A 22,309-nucleotide genomic window follows, 5' to 3' on the forward strand; every position below is an offset into this window, starting at 1 on the left:
AATTATTTGCTGTTACCGGAGTGGATCAAAGTTCCCGCCATCCCAACCAATCGTCTGCTCTAATAAAGGACTGGAGTACAAAAAGAAATTGGACAAGCCATAGAAGTAATACTCAGGAAGCACATTAAACCCACCAGTACTTGCAGGTTGCCCTACTCCGTAAGAAAAATATTTCTGTAAGGTATCTTTGTTATTGAGGTTCAGCTGATCGCGATACATGGCACCAGTAGCAGGATTTACAACTCTTTCCAATTGTGCTTTCAATGCATTCCGTTGAGCATCGTTGGTTCCGTTCAACACAACAATAGGACTCGTCATCAATCCCGACAACAAATGGTAGCGGCGGGTCCTTCTTAAATCCTCTGTACGTTTACCTTCAAAGGCAAACTCTACCATTCTTTCATTTAGAATTAAATCTCTCATCTGTTCAACAGTTGTTGCTAGAGCTAAACCATATTCGTTTGCACCAGCCATAATGCCGGCTCTTTGCCTGATCTTTGTAACCATTTCCTTAGCTATACCCATATTACCTACTTCCAAAGCAGCCTCAGCATAATTTAACATTACCTCTGGTAAGCGCAACTCTATCCAATCCATACCACTACCACCAAAATCGTTGGAATAAGGTACGGCGGAGTTGGCCAAATCGGGTGTCGTAAATTTTTTGCAGTACACACCTCTCGTTCCGGTTTCACCTATCGCGTTGTTATAAGTCCATTGCTTTCTGTTCGTGCTGCCTCCCAGGTTCCAGGTAGCGCCATTATAGGCGATGCTGGCTTCAAACCGCGGGTCCCTGTCCTTCCAGAAAAGGACTGGATCATACCCGCTATTTGATTCAGTAATGGGCGTACCATCTTTCATCGTGTAGGCATTCATCAAATAAGTGCTTGCATAATAGTTATCCGCTGGTGATCCGCCGGCAGAAAGTGGCCTGCAACGTGATTCCACATTATGGCCGCGCTTAGCAACAGATGCTGAATAAGAACGCACTATAATCGCTTCTGTATTAGCGTTTCCTTCCGTAGTGAAGATACTTGCGTAATTTGCCATTAAACTTTTTCCATCACCTAAGGCTATTTCGTAAGCGGCTTTGCATGCGTCAAAAGCAACTTGCCAACGACTTGGATCGTAAGGATGGGAAGAATTGTCTCGGGGATTAAACTGTGGACTTGCCCACAGTAGCAACGCTTTTCCTTTAAGTGCAGCTGCTGCAGTTCTGGTGAGTTTACCCCTCTCTGTTCCATCTGTCCAGGTAACACCCTGTAAATTTGCCATGGCCGAATCACAATCTTTAACGATTTGAACAAACATCTCTCTGGCACTGGCTCTGCCAGACAAATTCAGATTGTCTGGATTTTGGGGCTCCAATACAAGGGGCATTCCTCCATAAATTTTTGTAAGATCTAAATAGGCCATTGCACGAAGTGCGTAGTATTGTCCGAGAAATCTTCTCTTGCTTTCATATGGAATAGTGCCCTCCGGAATGTATTTGATTCCATTATTACAACGTGCGATATCAAAGTAAACGTTGTCACCGTAATTAGCACCTTGGTACTTAAAGCCAACATACCTGATGTCATTAGCCGTCAAAGTACCATTTACTCCTATTGCTTTGCGGGCATTTGCATTAGTTGCCGACCAGTAATTTTCATCACTGGCGAAATGGATTTCTCTATTGGTTCCTGCAGGAAAAAGTTCGTAGGCAAACTGGGGCATGATCACATCATATGCCTCATTTAAATGATACTGTATAGCGCCCTCGTTACTCCATATAGCGCCATCAATGCCCCCTCTATCTCTTAGTTGAAAAAATTGGTCGCCCTTTTTACCGCAACCTGATAGTAATGCGCCAACAAATAAAACCGCTGATAATCTCGTATATAATTTCTTGTTCATTGCTTGAATATTTATTCGTGTACTATTAAAGGCCCAGACTTAAACCTACCGAGATCGTTCTGATGGTAGGATAATCGAATGCATAGGACTGATAGGGATCTTTATACGGTAAAGGATTTTTAAGTACCCATAAATTATTTCCTGTCATTAACAGACGGGCCGAGCTAAGTCCAATACGAGACATGATAGATTGTGGCAGCGAGTAGCTTAGCGTCATATCATTCACTCTAACCATTGTACCGTCTACCGCCCAAAAATCAGAGTCCTGGTTGAAGAACTGCGAGTCGAACCGCGGGAATTTACCATTAGGATTTTCCGGGGTCCATCTGTCGTTCATAAACGCTGGTAAGTTAGAAGTAGTAGAAGCTGCTTCCCTTGCTTTGGAATCATAGAACACTTTTCCACCAAAGCGACCGGCGATATTTGCCCGCAATTGGATAGCTTTATAAGTGAAGCCAAGCTGTAAACCCATTGCGAACTTAGGGTCGATCCTGTCAAACATCGGCACTTTATCTCTTTCAGTAATCACGCCGTCACCGTTCACGTCTTCGAAATACAACCATCCTAACTGAGGGGATACGTTGTTGATAAGGTAATTCGGATTTTTAGCCATGAAATCGTCTAGCTGCCCTTGTGTTCTAAAAATACCAAGCGATCTATAACCCCAGTTTCCGCTGGTGTATCTTCTGGGACTTGTTCCAAAACCAACCTGCCAGTCAGGAGGAGATGTCTCAAATAGCTGGAAGGGATTATACAACATTCTTGTTATGACAGAATTACCAAAGCCGAAGTTAGTACTAACATTTAACCTTAAGTCCTTAGCGAGATTCGCCCTGTAGCCAATGGTAAATTCTGAACCCCAGTTGTAACGCTCCATGTAGTTTACTACCGGCGCTGCAAATCCGGCAAAAGCGGGGAAGGATGCATCTGCTCCCTTATCGAACATATCGTAACCGCGGTTTTGAAACACATCAACATTGAATGTTAATTTATCGCGCCACATCGACATTTCAACACCTACATTAAAGGTCCTTTTACTTTCCCATGATATATCCGGGTTAGGAATGCGATCGGGGTTTAAACCACCTTGCAAAGTATTATTGTATAAGTACCCAGCCACATCTACCCTATAGCGTTCCTTCCACAGCCATGCATCTATAGAACTATTACCAACGATACCATAACTGGCTCTTAATTTGAAGTAATTTATAAATTCAATATTATCCTTGAAAAAGTTTTCTTTACTAACAATCCATCCGGCGCCTACGCTGGGAAACGCTCCCCAAACCTTACCCAAAGCGAAATTGGAAGATGCATCTAAACGCGTAACAGCTTCGAGGGAATATTTACCCATATAGTCGTAATTCAAGCGACCAAAAAAAGATCTCCTCACACCTACTGTAATTCCTCGAGAAGGCGTTATCGTTGATTGATCAAAGGCCCAATAGTCATCCAAGCCGGGCAATATTTGATTAATCCATCTTACACCCACTGATTCGCTATTGTTCTCCGATTGCTCGGCACCCAGTAAAACAGTAACGTTGTGGTCAGTTGCGATCGTTTTTTTATATTGCAGGGTAAAGAAACCCTGGTAACTATTAGACCTACTTAAACCAGGTTCGTATAACGAGTTACCGGCCGCATTCACTATAGTAGTACTAATTACACTGTCCCGAGGTATAATATTGCCTGGTCCAAAACCAGCAAAATTGTACAAAGTATACGGCGGACGATAAGTGGTAGTACCTGCATTATCTGATGCTTGAGAAATCTGAAATCTTGCTGTAAGCCCACTCAGGGTGCCGGAGAAATCATAAGAGATTGCTGTATTGATTCGATATCCAGCAGTCTTATCTTCTCTGTAATAGCCAGAACCAATCGCCGCCAAAGGGTTAGGATTCGAGCCGCCAATGTTTACATAATTTCCGTTAAAATCTACAGGTATCCAGCGTGGTACTTGTACCATGGCCTCTATGAAAGCCTGATCTTCATTGGCTGTGGGATTACCGCTATATCGTATCCGATGATCCACGTTAAAATTGACATCAGCTTTCAGACCCTTTGCAATTGTAGCAACTACTCCGGCTCTAAAACCATATTTATCTTGTTTGATACCTGCGTAGTTGCCATTTTCATTCTGGTAGTTTCCTCCTACAAAATAGGTTACCTTATCGCTTCCGCCGGACATGCTTAAATTGTGGCGATGCATTGACGAAGGTATCCAAAGCTGATCAAGCCATGTAGGATTGTTAAGTGTTTTAAGATAAGCCAGGTCTGTGTCAGAGAAAAATTGACTGGAATTAGCATTACCAATTTTATAGCCGTCATTCAGTAAAAGTGCATGTTCGTAAGCCGTCATCATCTCTGGAAGCCTTGTGGCATCAGATACGCCTAAATAACCGTTATAAGAAAAGCGAGGTTTGCCCGGTCTGCCTCTTTTGGTAGTTAGCAAAACAACACCATTGGCACCTGACGCTCCATAGATAGCTGCCGACCCGGCATCTTTTAATACTACTACATCTTCTACCATTGCAGGGTCAATATTGTCAAAAGCATCTTTCGTTACAGTAATACCGTCAATTACATACAAAGGTTCGTTAGTAACTCCCAATAGCTGTGCCTGATCTGAATTTGCTGCATTGCGAATATTCAGCGTTATTCCCGCCCCTGGTCTGCCCGAAGCCTGACTTACACTAAGGCCTGCAATTCTCCCCCTTAAAGCACCAGCAATATTTGGAGATGGTACATCCTGTATTTCCTGACCTTTGATACTGGCAACTGCACCGGTGAGTTGTGAACGCTTTTGCGTTCCATACCCTATCACCACCACATCATCCATACTTATATCAAGCTTCTTCGCCCTTATAATTAAAGGGCCTTCAGCTGGTATGCCTGTGGTACCTATCTCGTACCCTACATGAGAATATTCCAGGGTTCCGCCCGATGTAGGCACATTGAGCGTAAAGCTTCCCTTTGCATCAGTAACCGCACTTTGAGGGCCGCCCTTCACCCGGATTGTGACTCCCGCTATTGGCTCATCGGAAGCGTCATCCAAAACGCTGCCGGTAATCGATCTGGTTTGTGCATGTACATTACCACTGAAGAGCGCTAATAACACAAGCAGACACGTAAATTTCAAAATGTGTTTGAAATACATATGGCTTTTAGTTTAAAAAATAAAACAGTTAATACGTTAATTATTGGGCGTAATCGTTTCTACCGGGCAATACATTTCCACCAAGATATACCTGCCCCACTGAACCAATACCGTCCAGCATCGTGTGCAGTATATCACTTATATAACCACCTGAACATATGACCTCTCAGATCATCAATCAGTGATAAAAATTATGCTGGTAAAAGTTTTAATTTGACAAAAGCAGTTTAGTAAAAAGCAGAAGTCAATCGTTTACATTTCAAAAATAGATCGTTAAGAATCCATTAACAATGTAAGCTTTCACTAAGAAAATGGAAGATTTTACTATTTATGTAAACGATTTCAAATACTACCCGATTTGTCCGCGCTTTTTGATTAAGCTGTTGATATTGGCTACACATTTAAAACATGTGCCGATTCCAGAAACATCCCATTCTTAACTATCAATTCAATAAAAATCCCTTGTAAAACAAGGGACGCTTTGTAAACGATCGACTGAAAATAATGCTCTGTTTATTTGTCTACGCTCTATTGCAACCGTTCACATGTACCGACTTAATTTCCGGTGTAAAAAATGAGGTTCAATTTTTGATACCAGCTATAAATAACTGATGATCAAAAGTAACCGTTTACATTAACACCTGTAAGAGGCAGCTTTTGTACGAAAAGTCTGACTTTTTCTTGAAGGATTTTAATGGTTTAGCAGACAATATTTGCAACAGCTGTTAGAAAAATTAACACCGGATACGACACAGCTGCCAAAAGTTGAAGGCGGTTGCAGGAGCTTTGTTAAGCAGAAGTGTGCGCGGTGCCCCGAACTATTTTTACATAAAGGCACGATATTGGATCTTCAGGAAGTTCACCGCCATAATGCTGCCCGTGAGCTTCGACTTAAATATCTGGTGTAACAGATTTATTCCTTTTTTGATAGGCCACAAAAAAACCAGGGTCCCTGCCAGAAAGACTGGAAAACCCTGGCGTTTCATTTTAAACAAAAAAACGATCCTGTTATGGGAGGATGGCCCTTACAACCTTTGAGTAGGTTTTGGTACCATCATGATCGACCTGAACAATGCGCACAAAAAAACTATTCTCGTTGTTCAAACCAACGTTTTTATCTTTGGAGCAGCCTGTATTCGATAAAGCCAGGCAAGCTACCACTAATGCAGTGAATAAATATTTTCTCCTGCGGATAAAACCGAGGCTCACACCCGCCAATAGCACCAAACCACCACCCCAGCCCAAGGATGTCCTCGATAAATAAGTTGTAAATTCATATTCTAAAGGTGTTGATGAATGCCCATTTAAGGATAAACTTTTTACCTGGCCTGCTTTTGTAAAGCTTTTACCATCTGTTGATATTTCTATATCAAAATGACTGTTATTGTTTTCATCGATGGTTGTCCAGTTAACACGTAATTGCCCGTTGATCATCAGCACTGTAACGTCACCGAATGTTGCCGACAATGCATTATTGACAGTAGTAACGCCAAATTCTGAAGTATTTCCATTAGCATCGATTGCAATAGCCGTTATTTTATCCGATCCTGAAAAAGATGCTCCCGGTACCAAAATAAATGAAGCACTAAAACTGTTTACAACCCCTGTAATACTACCCAAATATTCCATACCTTCTCCATGACCGGTAACCCGGTTGCAAGCACCATTGGTGACTGCTGCATTTTGATCCCCATCATCTGCTACCTTATAAAATTGTATGATCTTGACTCCGTTAATTGTTGCACCCGGCATAGTCTCCGAACCACCACATGTACTTACATATCCCTGAACATTCATAGTGGTCCCCGAAAGTGAATACCCGGTAATCACAGGATAATCCAACAGCGAATTAGGCTGTGCACCATTTATTATTCCATCATTAAGAGAAACTCCATCGTTAGCCAAATCGATCGGTGTAGATTTATTACTGTAAAAAACATTTCTTGATATTCGATTTTGTATGGAATTACCGGTGATTCTTATTCCATCGCTGGATGGACTGAAAGTATTGACGGTTTTAGCATTATTGGCTATTATATTGGCTTCTGTGGCATCGTTTACACCATCATCGTTGGAGCCGATACGATTCGATTGTGACGCATCGATATGAATACCGGCAAAATCATTTCCGACAGCTGTGATGCCATCTGCACCAACACCAATATAATTACCGGCTATTACATTTGAAGGAGAAGTGTTTCTAATGTACACACCTCTCGAATCGATATTCCCTGAAATGACATTACCCTCGTATATGTCTTCATCTCCGTTTGCATTGGTTCCAACCAACAAATTACCCGTTGCATTCATATCTATGCCGGCGGAATGAACGACCGTAGACGGATGCGAGATATTCACCCTTCCATTTCCCAATGCTGTATTACCTGTAACATCCACACCAATATAATTTCCCGAAATTTTATTGGAAGTGCCTGAAACCATATAAAACTGAATACCGACTCCCTGGTTTCCCGACACAATATTCTTTGTTGATCCTGCATTTAAAGCGTTGTGCCTGGCGTCATCAAAACCAATTACGATGCCCGATGTGCTAACGCCGGTTCCCACTACAAGTATGCCACAAAAGGGATTAGCCGTAGTACTCTTAATACCATTGGGTATAGCTATCCTACCTGTTTTGTCGGTGCCAATGTAATTTCCTGCAATAGAGACATTACCTGAATTGTTTATATCGACGCCATTGCCCGAATTTCCCGAAATAATATTTCTTTCAAAAACATCCGAAGTTCCGTTTCCATCGCTTCCTACTAAAAGATTGGTGACCCTGATAGCAAAAATACCGTCCTGTCCATTAGGCTGGGTCGTGCCTGCCACAGGCAATCCATTCGGAGCAGCCGTAATACCATCGGCCGCAATACCGATATAGTTACCGGAAACTCTGATATTCGTCCACGTGTAATTTCCAGAGGTTGTTCCTAATTGTATACCATCCCCGCCGCTGGTGCCGTCAGCCGAATTGGCAATTACATTACCTTCATTTGAATCGTTGATGCCATCACCATTGGCTCCTATTGTTATATTACTGAATGTACCGCTATTTGCGGTATTACTTCCTATTAAAACACCATCATCGCCATTATAATCTGTAGTAGCTGCAGGACTTGAACCATTAGCCAATATACCTATATAGTTTCCCCATATATGAACATCAGAGCAACCGGGCTCTATCTGAACAGCTTCTGTTGATGTTCCTGTATTATAAATAGAAAAGCCGCTCAAAGAAGAAGCGTTTGCCCCCGACGCAAATCGTATTAACCCATCTCTACCGGTGAAAGAACCTGCGTCAATAGCTATAGTGATGATCCGTGCGCCAATTGCACCCTGCACGGCTGTCGGTTGCGTGTAGCCATCAATAACCGTGCTTCCCGTTACAACAGGCAAAAGCGCAGACAAACTAATAGTTTTCACCCCGCCGCCGGGAATATTAAATACTATATTATCTGTTCCCGGGTTAGCATTGGCATCAACAATAGCTTGACGCAGCGTGCCAGTGCCGGCACCAACTACAGGATCAACACCCGTATTGTCACCGGTATTTGTAACAGTAAACGTTGTTGCATTTGACGCAAAACTTTGAAATAACAGGCATACAAAAAATGCAGCATTAAATAAGTAACGCATATTTTATTTTTTAGTAAATGATAAAACAGGTGATATATTATTCATTGGATAGACCATTTCACTTGTTTGAAATGTATGACCCGTCACGGGTGCATCAAAATTTTAATCAGACCTAAGGCTATCTCCTTTATTTTTACCATCTGCCATAGATGGCGCTTTATATATTAGCCATTTGCCGATAGCATTCTCAACCCAAGAATGTTCATCAAGATGTTTGCAGTGAAGTCGCTTACAGCATTAAAAGAGAGGTGGTGACGCGGTTTGGAAAAACCAGGACCCACACTCTCACTTCTAAACAAATCGTTTATATACTATTTCTGAATGACCTTTACCGATTCAGAATATTTTGAAGTTCCATCATGGTCAACCTGTGCTATTCTTATAAAAAGATGCTTTCCGTTGACATCAGCCATCAGGTCTTTACTTTTTTGGCATCCACTAACTACAAGGGCACAACCCGCGAGCACAACTACTATCCATATCTGAAGCCTGCGACGGAAGCCTGCAACTGATCCTCCCAATAACAACAGGCCAATCCCCATACCCAGGCTAATGCCGGAAACAGGTAGGGTCCACTCATACTCCAACCTGCTGTCAGAATTTCCATTTACCGCCCTGGAGCCCATCTCCCCTATTTTGGTAAAATGTGCCCCATCTGCTGATGCTTCAATTACAAACAAGCTATTATTCTTTTCTGACAAAGTAGACCACTGCACGTTCAGCCGACCGTTGCTTATGGTGGCGGTAAGATCTTTGAATAATACAGGTAGTGATTGCGAGAAATTGATCGTATAGGTTGCCGGCGTCAGGTCGGGCGTACCGTTGGCATCTACCGTTGCATAGCCAAAGCTGGTTGTAGAGGTACCGGTAGGCGTGCCTGCCGTTGGGCGTATTACCATTAATGAAGGATCATAATTACTGATAACCTGGCCTGTTGTTACTACTATACTATTATATACCAGTTGAAAGGAATTAGTAGGCAATGTGGTGATTTGTATGGATTCTCCCGTACCCGACCAATTACCCTGGGTTGATTGCTGCTCCACATCGCTTCCCTGCAAAGGATTTAAAGTGCCAAAGTTCACCGAGGTTGGTACTCCTGTCACGGTGCTTGTTACAGCGTAGGTTTCAGGCCGTGCATTAATACCTAAAAGGTTATTCGGATGATCTGTATTAGTTGAGCTATTGGTAATCGTTATCTGACCGGCTTTCCCATCCACTATACCATCGCTAATAAGATCCGTATTGCGCTTTTCACCAATATACACATAGCTGGTGGGTAAGTTAACAATACCTACGCTGAATGTTCCGGAACCGGCATAGGCAATAGTGTAAGTACCATCAGCATTTACATTAGTAGTGGTTCCCGGAATTATATTGCCCGACCCATCGTATAAAGCTACCTGCAAGCCGCCAACATTAGTGCCCGTGCCATTTACGGCGCCATCTTTCAACCCGTTACCATCGTCTAAAACAGTACCGGAATAAATTATCGGGCAGGCTTTTAAACTGGCAGTAAAAATCGTATAATCATCCGTAGCCAGCGATGGGCCGGCTGAAAGGGGCTGAAACTGCATCTGGAGGTTTCCGGAATTGGGAATCGTTACGGGCAAATGCAGTACCAGCGTTTTCCCGACAGCAGTTGGATCAGAAACTACAAAATTCAAAGGTGTACTGCCGGTTGCGCCTCCATTTAAAGATCCGGTTGCCCCGTTGGAAAAAGTGATCGTACCAATAAGTCCGCTTCCGTCCGTTGTAGCAAGGGTCGCATATACTGTTCCTCCGTAGCTAATGAAGAAATTAGCACGATCCCCGTCCTCGATGTTATTATTACTACCATTAAAAGCAGTGAAAACCAACGTAAAAATGGCACCATTGCCTTTTAAATTTACCTTCGTAACTGATTGTGAGAAAGTTTGAGCGTTAGCATTATCACTGAAATAGGTGCTACCCCCACTGAGTACGGTTCCGGCACCGGATCCCAGCCAGCCATTTATATTCGAGCCGGTTACGTTAACTGCGCCGGTAGTTCCCTGAGCAAAATTAATATTTTGGACTCTTTCTGAGGTAGCGCAGGTTTGTGCAAAGGAGGCCTGCCAAAAGCATGCAGCCAAAAGGACGGATAAAATTTTATGCATCCTCCAGCGAGCCTTTTTTGTGTGCCTCTGGTTTTCCCTCGTTAAATTCATTTTCTTCATTCCCATAGAATTTTCAATTGTGATAAGATATATTTTTAAAACTTTGATCCTGATACCGGGCTCTAACGCCTTCATCCTTTTCCAGGGGCTTTAAAACATATTCATCACTAGCTCCTACGTGTAACCGCGGGCAGCCATTGCTAAAACGCTATGGTTTCTGAAAGAAGAGTTTAAAACTTTAAAAATTAGCTACATAGATATTGTACGCTATTGTTTTAAAATTTCAGTACAAAAAAAATATACTTCATCCAATTTATCCACCACCATTTTATGAAAGAGGCAAATTGTTTTGTAAAACCCACGAAGTATTCTTTGTACCGCATACAAGGCTATACTTTTGAAGTTGAATGATGCCGTTTACACGGTTTCAGAATAGATTTATAATGTTATCTTAAAAGTTTGAGTATTAAAAAAATACCAAACAATAGGTAGAAGGCCACTATTGTATATAGTAATATCTGCAGGATCATATTTTGGTTTTATGCAACAGCATTTTGCTTGCTGGTTGACGGTTTAAACTTGAGCTTCCCTGTTTAATAAGCAAGCGTTGCCTCTATTGTAATTTTGGCAAAGTTGGAAGGCCATCGTGATTTGCTTATCAGAATTGATACAAAGTAACACTAATGAAATAACTGGCTAAGCAGCTATTTTACGAAACATGGTGATAATTTTCCAAAACCCATCATCCGTTTATTATTATAACAGGTTTGGAACCAGCATTTACATGTTTAGGAACCTATCATTTCTTTTAATAGCGGTATAATTTTTTATATAACCAGCAATTTGAATACAACTCAAATCCGCTACTTTTACATTATCTTCTTACGATTACTTTCTAAAATTTAAAAACCAAACATTCGTTACAGCATCCACCTAACCGACAGGCAAGCAAGTGCGGTCTATGGTGCATGCTCTTTAGCAAACAACCTTACTTTAATAGTCAATGGAATTGGTGCGGTACACGATTAAAAAACAAAACTGAAGACAGCTCAAATGTTACACAAAGAATCTTCATCCGTTTTTTTTTGCCAACTTTTTTGTGGCCTTCTATTTCTTTGCTTATTCTGGATCGCTTCCTGTAATCCTAAAAGAGAGGCCTTTCAACATAATGCTTCCCTGGATTCAATAAAAACTACTATCAAGAGCCTGCTAAAAGAGGCGTACTCTTATCAGGAGAAGAATGTGGATAGCGTTTTGTACTTTGCAGATTCGTCCCAGCGTCTTGCCGGCTCTATTAAAGACACCAACAGCATTATTTCTGCTTCTTATGTAAAGGCTCATGCGTTAGCCAACTCCGGAAAATTCAAAAAAGCGATCACTGAAGTGAGAAGAGCTATCCAACTTACTGAGCAATCCGGAAATAAAGATCAATATTTACCGGTTCTTTATACCATGGGCGGGATATATGCCCAAATGGATGTTATAGACTCTGCCACCTTCTACTTCCTGCAGGCGTATAAAAAAATTGATGGAAGTACACGCATTACAGATATTGCGGCACTCACCAATAGTTTAGGATTTATGATGGGGGCTCAGGGCAACAAACGACTGGCTGCCCACTATCTCGCAGAAAGCCTTCATAGTGTTGAGCAACTGAAGGATACAGTTAAAATACTTTATACACTGATCAATCTCATTTCTTACTCTCCCATGGAGAATAAGAACGACTCTTTACACCAAGGACGGTACATTCGCAGCTTTCTCCGGATGTTTAATCAAACTTCGCCCACATACCTGAATGCTGTCATTTACGGCTCGGCGGGTTCTTGCTACGAACAGTTGGGTCAACCAGATAGCGCATTGTTTTTTTACCGAAAAGCAATAGCAGCTTCATCAAAAGATGGTAATATACTTTTTCAAAAAGACCATTTGTACAATGTTGCAGAAATTTACATGAGCCGGGGCCAGTATGACAGCGCTTTGCATTTTATAACTATTGACTCCAACCGATATAACAGCGAAGCATCTTTGCAAACGCAGTACCGGTATTATTCCATTATGAGCAGGCTACATGAGCACTATAAACAATGGGCTCAGGCTGTATCGGCAATAAAAAGCAGTAGTCATATCGATAGCCTGATCAATAAGCGGGAAAAAAGCGACCAACTACTAAAACACGAGCAGGAGATCACCAGACTCAAAGCGGAAAAACAACTGATAGAAAAAGAAAAAAGTATAGCCTTGCAAAGAAACAGGGTACTCATTCTAAGTTTACTACTTGGAACAGGTACGCTGGTTTCTATATGCCTTTTATGGTTTCAAAAGCAAAAACGCAGGCAGTTAAAAAAAGAAAGAGAACTAGCAGTTCGCGAAGCACAGGAAAAAGAAGATAAGCTTTACAACGATTTAGTACAACAGGAAATGGTTGCATTATTTGCTAAGCTCAATCCTCACTTCGTATTCAATGCACTCAATCCACTGACAGTTTTTTTACTCAAAAATCAGAATAAGGAAGCGTTAGCCTATCTCAACCGGGTTGCACTTTTAATGCGTGGCTTTATTAATTTAAGCCAGATACAATTCGCCACTGTAAACGATGTGCTTGTTTTTCTTAGACACTATATAACGGTACAACAGCATCGTTTCGATTTTTCTTTTGAGTACCGCGAAGATATAGACCTTGCCCTGGATACTCTTGAATACCTGATCCCTGCCTTACTCTTACAACCTATTATTGAAAATGCGATAGAGCATGGTGTTACTCATATTGGATATAAAGGGTCAATCGACCTCCGCATGCGTCTTTGCTCATCTGAGGAACAGGAAAATGTAATAGAGATACATATTGTAAATGATGGCCCACCGATGGATGAGAACCTCACGTTACCGGATAATCATGCGCTTTCTATTATACAGGAACAATTACTGACCATCAGGAAAAAATATGGAACGGGCAATTTAATTCTTCAAAACAAAACAGGTCAGCCAGGTGTAAGGTGCGTTATATCTTTACCTGCCATTACCTTACACAAGTTAAAAATACAAGATGAAAGCAATCATTATTGATGATGAATTTCCGGCGAGAAATGTATTGCATCTTTTAATAAAGGAGCATACCCCAGAAATAGAGGTAATAGCTGAAGCAGGAAGTTATGAGACAGCCCTGGAAGTGCTTCAGAAAACTTCTCCCCATATTCTTTTCCTTGACATAGATCTCGGTGGACATTCGGGTTTTGACGTGTTGGACACATTGGGCGACAGAACCTCGAACTTTTCCATCATTTTTGTTACTTCCTACAGCGAGCATGCCGTAAAGGCTTTTAGGTATGCGGCAGCAGACTACCTGCTTAAGCCTATCATTCCTGAAGAGGCTGATCAGCAGCATTGAAAAGGTCAGACACAGAGCGGCTCTATTTAGTATACAACAACTTCAGGTATTGAAAGAAGAGCTGCTAAAGATACCTGCTCAAAATAAAACGCGCCGAAATGTAATTGTGAAGGGCTATAACGGATCTGCGGTAATACCGGCTGAAGACATATTATATTGCAAAGGAGACGGCAGCTATACTAAAATAGTTAAAAAAGATGGAACAAGCGTTACAGCGAGTCGACCTTTAATACATTTTGAGGAACAGCTCGATGGTTTATCTCATTTTGTAAGAGTTCACAAATCCTATATCGCCAATATAAATGAAATTAAATTTATAAGCAAAAAGGAAACCTCAGAAATATGTTTCAACAATGATATCTGCATTCCTATTACTAACTATAAAGACGTCTGGGATCTTTTGAAATGAAGCTACTTTTTATCTTTAAATAGTTGGTTGGAGATATAACAAAGCGCTCTTTGAAACAGGTACTGAAATATTCAGGATTGTTGAAGTCACTATTGTAGGCTGCCTCGGATACATTTACCGTTTCAGAATCAGGAAGAATTTTAGCCTTATCGAGTCGTATTATTTTTCAGTGCTTGTAACAAGCGGTATTTTATCAGCAGGCCACCTGCCGTTTATAATGGGATAAGCTACCAGTTTATCAGGGTCTACAACCACATGCTTGATCCGTTCGCGATGCCAGGTATAAACGATATGCACCAGGCCATCGGAAGTTTGAATAATAGAAGGGTAAGAATATTGTTTTTCTTTCCCATCAATATAATCCAGTACCAGGGCGGCATCCCAGTTTTTCCCATCCTTACTTACTGCCAGATTGATCACGCCCCTCCCCTTATGTCCCATCTTAGGTTCGTTGCGGGTTGCATGATTATAAACCAGTAGTTGGCGGCCATCCTTTAATGTCACTGCATCCAATCCGGAATTATTATTGGGCAAACCCAATGGTTTCATTTCTGACCAGGTCAGCCCACCGTCCTTAGACCATCCTTCAGCTATATATCCTTTATCTTCATACCTGGTTCGTGCCAACATTTGTAAACGCCCGTCAGGATAAGTAAGAATAGTGGGCTGTATAGCTCCTATTTTCTTTGGATCGGTTAAAGGTCCGATATAGGACCAGTTTTTACCTCCGTCTGTACTGCGCTCCACATGCGGGATCCAGCCATCTTTTTCCGTGCTTGATCCGGACAAAATAGTTCCGTCATTTAAGTGTACCGGCTTATTTTTTATAGGCCCTACAATTTTACCTTCCAGCTTTTTTGCCGCGCTCCAGGTGTATCCGTTATCCTTTGAGGTCTTCATTTCGCCCCACCAATCGCGCGGATTGGGCCCAACTTTATAGAAGATCATTATATCTCCACCTTCAGGCTGAAAAAGAACAGGGTTCCAGGTAGGCATACGGTCACCTAACGGTTGAATACCGTTTGCCACACTAACCGGTGCCGACCAGGTTCCACCGGGCTTTTTACGCGATAACCTGATCTCTACATCCGGATGCCGTTCGTAAGTCCCCCCGAAAAAAGTGCAAAGCAGATCGCCATTGGACAGCTCCAGTATAGTAGCTGAGTGGCAAGACGGAAAGTCGGCTTTCTTATAAATAAACTCTTCTAACACAATGCCTGCACGGTGTTTAGAAGGCTCGGGGTCTTTAATAGTACAGCGGCTATTTGCCACACCGTTATACCCGGCCGTTAGTAAAGCACCTGTAAACAATCCTATTATAATTTTTTTCATGGATGACATTTTGCCTAATCGTCAAAGTTATTTTACAGTTATCAAAGTTGTTATGGGTAGCAGCCCTTCAGCATTTAACGTAACCTTTAGCTGGCCCGGCTTTAATCCTTTAACCATCACAAGTAATAGTCCTTTATAGATATGATGTTGTGCATCTTTGAGGGAATGCGTATCGGCAGGATTACCATTATCCATCCCTTCTACTACACCTGCCCCGGTGATCGTAACCTTAACCAGGTGATCAGCCTCCGGAACAAGGTTACCGTCTTTATCTACTACCCGGGCGCTGATAAATGCTAACTCATTTTTTTTGCTATCAATGATTTTGTTTTCTACAGAGAGCTCCAATCTGTAAGCAGCTCCGGATGTTTTGATCGTTCTTGATAATACCTGCTTTTTATTTTTGTAGGATACCGCTTTTAACTCTCCTGCTTCGTAAGGTATGCGCCACATTACATGAAAGGCTGTATCTATTTTTGTTTTTCTGCCCAGTGATTTGCCATTTAAAAAAAGTTCTACTTCATCAGCATTGTTGTAATACGCTTTTACATCTACTAACTGGCCCTGTTTCCAGTTCCAATACGGATACAGGTGCAATACCGGTTTCGTAGTCCACTCGCTTTGGTACATATAATAGACATCTTTAGGGAAGCCTGCCATATCGATAATACCATAATAAGAGCTGCGCGCAGGATAAGGATAAGGGACCGGTTCTCCCAGGAAATCAAACCCACTCCAGACAAAAAGGCCAGACATGTATTTGTACCGTTTCACCTGCCACCAGTTGTTTTCATGCGTTACGCCCCAATAAGCCGCTACGTTGTCATAAGCTGACACGGTGTAATCAGGGTTTCCATTTTCTACATATTTAAACTGTGAAGAGGACGGCCATAAACGCAGGGAGTCTGAAGGCATGTCATAATGTCCACGGCTCGCGAGTCCTGAAACGTTTTCAGAAGCTATTACTTTTACGCCAGGGTAATTTTTCTGAAAGTCTTTATAAGAATCTATCTTATAATTCAAGCCAACCAGATCTAATGCCCCGGATTGGTAGATGTAGTTTTTAGCAGGATCGCTTTCGCTTAATGCACAGGTAACCGGTCTTGTCGTGTCCAGATCTTTAACAATTTTTACCAACTCCCGTGTTAAGCTAATACCAGTGGAATCGAATTGTTCACGAATTTCATTTCCTATACTCCATATAATAACAGACGGATGATTACGGTCACGTTTCACCATATGCTCCAGATCCTTTTGATGCCATTCAGGAAAATCGCTGAAATAATCAAACTTGTTCTTCTTTTTGGCCCACATATCAAAGCTCTCGTCCATTACCAGGAAACCCATTTCATCACAAAGATCCAGTAACCTGGATGCCGGCGGGTTATGAGCCATACGAATAGCGTTAACACCCATTTCTTTTAATATCCTCAATTGTCTTCTTGCTGCAGACTCATTATACGCAGCGCCTAATGCGCCGAGATCGTGGTGCTGGCAAACGCCCAGTATTTTAAGATACTGACCGTTTAAGGAAAACCCGTTATCAACATCAAAATTGAAATAGCGGATACCAAATGCTGATGTATATTCATCCACCCATTTATTATCCTGGAACACTTTGGTAACCATCTTATACAAATATGGGCGATTAACTGACCATAAATGAGGCTGACTCACTGTCAGGGTCTGATAGTACTTATCATTCTTTGCTGTAGCAGCATTTACTTCACTTACCTTCTTTCCCTGCGCATCGTAAATGGTTGAAATGAATTTCAGAGCGCCTTTACCTTCCTGTTGCACATCATGTTCAATAGATACGGTAGCAGCCTGGTTATTCACAGCAGGCGTTGTAATAAAAGATCCCCAATGTTTGATAGCGGTTTTATTGGTAATTACCAACCGTACGTCCCTGTAGATACCCGATCCGGTATACCACCGTGAGTTAGGTTGTTGTGAGTTATCAACGCGTACGGCAACGGTATTGATCTGGCCGGCCGGTTTTAACCAGCGGCTCAATTCATAACGAAAGGCCGTGTATCCATAAGGCCATTTACCCAGGTATTGTCCATTGATCCATACTTCGCTATTTCTATGAACGCCGTCAAATTCGATATATACTTTTTTACCGGTACTGTTTATCGTGAAAGTTTTCGTGTACCAACCAATACCTCCAGGTAAAGCGCCTCCGGCATTTCTGGCAGGATGCGTAGAGTCGAATTGTCCTTCAATACTCCAGTCATGAGGAAGATCCAGCTTTCTCCATTTTTTTGAATCAAGGCCTGATTTAGCATAATTACTATCATCACCCAAAATAAAAGACCAACCTTTGTTAAAGTCGGTTATTTGCCTGGGCGCCTGTGCCATGCTAACCAATGGAAGCATGCTTATCAGCATTAAAAAATGTCGAACGGTCATTATACCTTTAATCATAGTTACCAATGAAATTTTTGATGCGTCTGTTATATCATTATCAGATATATAATAATTTAAAAATCCTATTCAGTTTCCGGGGCACCTGATCCAATTTGATCTTATCAGAACCTGAGACTGCTGCTGCCTTTATCTATCGAGGTAGCAACGGCTATTCCCCGGTTGTCTTTTGTATCTACGGCACAATAAAAATGATACACCACACCTTTATGCTTTAATACAAAGGATTTATGTGCATACTTTTTGTCAATGTCTATTGTCGAATTAACCAGGTCAGCTCCGTTCCAATCCGTCCAATTGATAAGATCATAGGAACACGCAAACCGGTTAAAGGTAGCGGTTTCTCTTCCCTTCCAAAAGGCGCCGAAATAAAACATCACCCATACATCACCAATTTTCTGTATTTGCGGATCACCGGTAATACCCCGTGAATGATGTACCACGGGCTCCCGCTGGAATCTCTTCCAGCTCACCATGTCGTTGGACACCGCCATACCAATGCGTTCATACCAACGGGTTGGTTTATTATTGGGCAAGGAATCTCCTACAGCGTTATAGTACATGATAAACTTATGCCCGGTTTTCCCCACTTTATCTTCTATTACGTAACTCTTGAATAACTTATTCCGGTTCTCCCACCAACTCACGTCAGTGTCAGATGACGCAAGTACCGGATGATCGAGTCGTTGCCACTCAAACGCCTGTGTAGGCTTTTTAGAAGTGTAGGCCATCCCAATTGATAGCGGCTCCGGCTCATACCCGGATGAAGAACCTCCAAAATATGACATCCAATACTTACCATCGTATTTACCTAATTGATAATCTCCGCCCCATTTGGTATCCACTAATGCATTGTAACCCGCTTTCTGGTTTTTATCCCATCCTTCTTTTGTAAAAGACATCTGGCGACCCAGGTTTTTCCAGTGCAAAAGGTCCCTGCTACTGGCCAGCCATGTTTCGTATCCCTTACCGTCGAAAGCTATATAACTCATATACCAGTTATTGCCTGATTTGTAAACGGTAGGACAATCAATTTTCTTACCGGTATCAGGTGGCAGTAACACCAGGCCATATTTATACGGCGTTTTAACTTCCTCATATACTTTTTGCATTGCTACCTGTGGTACAACAACAGGCTGTTGCGCCTGTATCAAACCAGCAGTAGTCAAACAAATCAAAATCAATATGCAGTACTTCATTTCTATTTTTTTATGGAAAATTCATAGGCACCTGAGCCAATCTTTACAGGCTGCTTTTTATATTCGGCCGGAAAATAAATAGTGGCCTTGCTATTAGGTGGAATCGCTACACTCAAATTAAAACTGTCTCCTTCTATTTTCCAGTTTACCGATATCAAACCATTTACTGAATGATAAGTAGCCTTGGCGTCTTTAATATCTCCAACCGGCTGCGGTTTTATCTCAATATCCTTAAAACCAACTGAACCCGGCGCCTGACCAATACCGCATAAGCCTGTGTAAAACCACTCCATTAAGTGCCCTAACATAAAATGATTGTTGGAAACATTAGGCAAAGCCTGCCAGGATTCTGTTAATGCCGTAGCACCCTTTGCCAACTGGTAACCATAACCCGGCACATCGCTGCGACTATTCATATCACAAATCACATCTGATCTCCCGGCAGCTTCCAGTGCTTTTAATACATATCGATAACCAATATCGCCTGCCGTCAACCGGTTATCTTTACTTCGGATGTCATCAACCAAATGAGCCAGTACAGCATCATAATCCTGCGGCTCCACCAGCTTCATAAACAATGGGATCGCGTTGGAAGTCTGACTACCCGATCCGTATTGTTTAGTTACCGGATTAAAATATTTTTTGTTAAATGCGACCTTGATGTCAGATGCTATTTTCTGATACATGCCAGCATCTTCTGTTCTCCCCAATACCCTGGCTACTTGTTCTAACAAATGCGCATCGTAATAGTAATAAGCTGTAGCTGTTAACCCCATTGGCGTTAATTGTGAGAACCCTGGCCTGTTGGGTCCCAGGTCGTACCAATCGCTTAATCCATGCATCAGGATAAAGCTGCTGTCTTTCGACTGCAGGTACTTAAAGTAGCGCTGCATAGTATTGTAATTCTCCGTCAGCAAGCGCTTGTCTCCTGTCCACTGGTACATATACCAGGGAAAAATAATAGCAGTACTTCCCCACTCAGGCGAATCTCTAAAATAGCCGTCGGCAAAGTGCATCTCGGTGAACTCGGGTATAGTGGAAGGCACTAGTCCATCGGCTAGTTGTTGCGTACGTATATCCCGCATTATTTTATGCGCAAAAGAAACAATATCGTAATTGTGTTGTATGGCATTACCCATCAAATGCACCTGCTCCTGCCATCCGAGCTTTTCGCGGTGCGGGCAATCAGTAAACACACTGGTGAAATTGCTATTCAAGGCCCATTGAATCAGTTCGTGCGTTTTATTAAACAAGTCGCTGGAGCTACGGAAACTCCCGTTAACGGCAGCGCTGTTGCGTAAATGCCATCCTTCTATTTTCTGGATAGCAGGATACTCCTTATAAGCAGATCCTTTAGGCTCTGCACCTACAACCTGTAAATACCTGAATCCGTAATAGGAAAAACGGGGATTCCACTTTTCGATGCCATCCCCTTTCAACACATAGGTATATACATGTGGTGAACCGGTATGCTTCTGGTTGGCAGTACCACTATCTGTTAAAAGCTCAGCAAGCATAATACGTATGGTGTCTCCTTTTTTCCCATGCACTTCTATATATGGAATGCCCGAAAAGTTCTGACCCAGATCGTAAACCCATACACCTGGCTTCAGCTTCTTTTGACTAACCGGTGTAAAACGTTGCATTAGCTTTACCGGCATGCCCAGCTGCGCAACCAACTCCGGACCGGTAGTGGTTACCGCGTTCTGCCAGGCGGCATCATTAAAACCCATTTTATCCCATCCTTTTTTCTCCAGGTTGGCATCATAATCTTCCCCGCCATAGATACTTGAGAAATAAACTGGTGATGGCGCTGCTTTCCAGGAGGCGTCGGAAACAATATTATCTGTGGTACCGTCTGCATATTCTACTAATACGCGTGCGATCATTTTAGGATAGCCATAAGCTCCGGTCATCTTACGATACCGCTCTCCGGGGATATAATAAAACCCATTTCCCAGCATAACGCCTAACGCATTCGTTCCGTTACGTAATTGATCAGTAATATCAAATGTTACATATTGGGCCTGTTTTGCATACTGCGTCCATCCGGGATCTAAAAAATGGTCACCAACTTTACTGCCATTAATGCTCATTTCGAAATGACCAAGACCCGAAATGAATACCGTGGCAGCTTTGATATCCTTCGTTACGGTAATATCTTTCCTGAATAGCGGCAGCACATCAGGTCGTTTGCCCCATTCCTTTTTACCGCTTCCATGCATTAATGGAACATACCGGTTACTATCCGGTAACTCACTATAGGCAATCCAGCGAGCGCCTTTCCAATCACCCGCACTCCAAAGGCCTGTTCTCCAGGAAGCGGGCTTGCTAAAGGATGATTCCTGTCCCTTCTGATCCCAAACCATTACTTTCCAATAATACTTTGTAGCAGGTTTTATGAAAAGACTTTTAGGTAATACCTGTTGATTATCGTTGCCGGTTACTTTTTTTGAATCCCAGATATTAGCCTTGTCGTTTACCAATAGCGCACTATCATCTGAAACCAGGATGCGGTATGCAGCCTGTATGGTATTTTTCTCAAAAGCCTGTATTTCCCAGGTCAAAAGAGGTTGAGCTGTTTCAATCCCGATCGGGTTCACGGTGTACTCGCAGCGGGGATTCAACACACGTAAAAAAGCTAGCTGGGCATTCAACTGACCCATGCTCCAAACAAAAAACAGAACTAAACCAAATTGCTTCATGTACGCTTTATTA

General features: G+C 42.2%; 11 protein-coding genes. 3 read left to right on the plus strand and 8 right to left on the minus strand.

The features are described 5' to 3' along the window. Positions 1-12 precede the first annotated feature (12 nt). The 4 genes from ACLOAU_RS18710 to ACLOAU_RS18725 form a co-directional block, all read right to left on the minus strand. Complete coding sequence (locus ACLOAU_RS18710) at positions 13-1,896, minus strand: RagB/SusD family nutrient uptake outer membrane protein (protein WP_427863437.1); 1,884 nt, start codon at positions 1,894-1,896, stop codon at positions 13-15. A gap of 25 nt (positions 1,897-1,921) precedes the next feature. Next, the gene (locus tag ACLOAU_RS18715; protein WP_427863438.1) at positions 1,922-5,053 is read right to left on the minus strand and encodes a SusC/RagA family TonB-linked outer membrane protein; all 3,132 of its coding nucleotides are present in this window, start codon (positions 5,051-5,053) and stop codon (positions 1,922-1,924) included. 1,008 nt (positions 5,054-6,061) lie between these two features. Beyond that, complete coding sequence (locus tag ACLOAU_RS18720) at positions 6,062-8,695, minus strand: beta strand repeat-containing protein (protein WP_427863439.1); 2,634 nt, start codon at positions 8,693-8,695, stop codon at positions 6,062-6,064. Positions 8,696-9,006: 311 nt separating this feature from the next. Beyond that, on the minus strand, positions 9,007-10,833 hold the full coding sequence (locus ACLOAU_RS18725; protein WP_427863440.1) for an autotransporter outer membrane beta-barrel domain-containing protein: 1,827 nt from the start codon (positions 10,831-10,833) through the stop codon (positions 9,007-9,009). A gap of 1,053 nt (positions 10,834-11,886) precedes the next feature. On the opposite strand from ACLOAU_RS18725, the gene ACLOAU_RS18730 reads away from it, so the two are divergent. Genes ACLOAU_RS18730 through ACLOAU_RS18740 form a run of 3 tightly spaced genes read left to right on the plus strand, consistent with a single transcriptional unit; the run spans position 11,887 to position 14,630 of the window. Next, positions 11,887-13,899: a tetratricopeptide repeat-containing sensor histidine kinase gene (locus ACLOAU_RS18730; protein ID WP_427863441.1), complete on the plus strand. Its 2,013-nt coding sequence runs from the start codon at positions 11,887-11,889 to the stop codon at positions 13,897-13,899. Beyond that, positions 13,880-14,221, plus strand: coding sequence for a LytR/AlgR family response regulator transcription factor (locus tag ACLOAU_RS18735; protein WP_427863442.1), 342 nt, complete (start codon positions 13,880-13,882; stop codon positions 14,219-14,221). Before ACLOAU_RS18730 ends, ACLOAU_RS18735 begins: the two co-directional genes overlap by 20 nt. Before the next feature lie 49 nt (positions 14,222-14,270). After that, positions 14,271-14,630, plus strand: coding sequence for a LytR/AlgR family response regulator transcription factor (locus ACLOAU_RS18740; protein WP_427863443.1), 360 nt, complete (start codon positions 14,271-14,273; stop codon positions 14,628-14,630). A gap of 159 nt (positions 14,631-14,789) precedes the next feature. On the opposite strand, the gene ACLOAU_RS18745 is transcribed toward ACLOAU_RS18740, so the two are convergent. The 4 genes from ACLOAU_RS18745 to ACLOAU_RS18760 all read right to left on the minus strand — a co-directional run bounded on the left by ACLOAU_RS18745 (position 14,790) and on the right by ACLOAU_RS18760 (position 22,296). Then, positions 14,790-15,962, minus strand: coding sequence for a sialidase family protein (locus ACLOAU_RS18745; RefSeq protein WP_427863444.1), 1,173 nt, complete (start codon positions 15,960-15,962; stop codon positions 14,790-14,792). Positions 15,963-15,989: 27 nt separating this feature from the next. Continuing rightward, a complete protein-coding gene (locus ACLOAU_RS18750; protein WP_427863445.1) occupies positions 15,990-18,392 on the minus strand; it encodes a glycoside hydrolase family 2 TIM barrel-domain containing protein in 2,403 nt (800 codons plus the stop codon). A 104-nt stretch (positions 18,393-18,496) separates the two neighbouring features. After that, positions 18,497-19,591, minus strand: coding sequence for a glycoside hydrolase family protein (locus ACLOAU_RS18755; protein ID WP_427863446.1), 1,095 nt, complete (start codon positions 19,589-19,591; stop codon positions 18,497-18,499). A gap of 2 nt (positions 19,592-19,593) precedes the next feature. Then, positions 19,594-22,296 carry a family 78 glycoside hydrolase catalytic domain gene (locus tag ACLOAU_RS18760; protein WP_427863447.1) on the minus strand — a complete coding sequence of 901 codons (2,703 nt, stop codon included), beginning with the start codon at positions 22,294-22,296 and terminating at the stop codon, positions 19,594-19,596. Between the last annotated feature and the right edge of the window lie 13 nt (positions 22,297-22,309).

The organism is Paraniabella aurantiaca (genome assembly GCF_050309965.1).
In the GTDB taxonomy this organism is placed as follows: domain Bacteria; phylum Bacteroidota; class Bacteroidia; order Chitinophagales; family Chitinophagaceae; genus Niabella.

Excerpts from the sequence above, each read along its gene's own strand:
- ACLOAU_RS18710 (WP_427863437.1), bottom strand. The coding sequence starts at position 1,896 with ATGAACAAGAAATTATATACGAGATTATCAGCGGTTTTATTTGTTGGC.
- ACLOAU_RS18715 (WP_427863438.1), bottom strand. The coding sequence starts at position 5,053 with ATGTATTTCAAACACATTTTGAAATTTACGTGTCTGCTTGTGTTATTA.
- ACLOAU_RS18720 (WP_427863439.1), bottom strand. The coding sequence starts at position 8,695 with ATGCGTTACTTATTTAATGCTGCATTTTTTGTATGCCTGTTATTTCAA.
- ACLOAU_RS18725 (WP_427863440.1), bottom strand. The coding sequence starts at position 10,833 with ATGCATAAAATTTTATCCGTCCTTTTGGCTGCATGCTTTTGGCAGGCC.
- ACLOAU_RS18730 (WP_427863441.1), top strand. The coding sequence starts at position 11,887 with ATGTTACACAAAGAATCTTCATCCGTTTTTTTTTGCCAACTTTTTTGT.
- ACLOAU_RS18735 (WP_427863442.1), top strand. The coding sequence starts at position 13,880 with ATGAAAGCAATCATTATTGATGATGAATTTCCGGCGAGAAATGTATTG.
- ACLOAU_RS18745 (WP_427863444.1), bottom strand. The coding sequence starts at position 15,962 with ATGAAAAAAATTATAATAGGATTGTTTACAGGTGCTTTACTAACGGCC.
- ACLOAU_RS18750 (WP_427863445.1), bottom strand. The coding sequence starts at position 18,392 with ATGATTAAAGGTATAATGACCGTTCGACATTTTTTAATGCTGATAAGC.
- ACLOAU_RS18755 (WP_427863446.1), bottom strand. The coding sequence starts at position 19,591 with ATGAAGTACTGCATATTGATTTTGATTTGTTTGACTACTGCTGGTTTG.
- ACLOAU_RS18760 (WP_427863447.1), bottom strand. The coding sequence starts at position 22,296 with ATGAAGCAATTTGGTTTAGTTCTGTTTTTTGTTTGGAGCATGGGTCAG.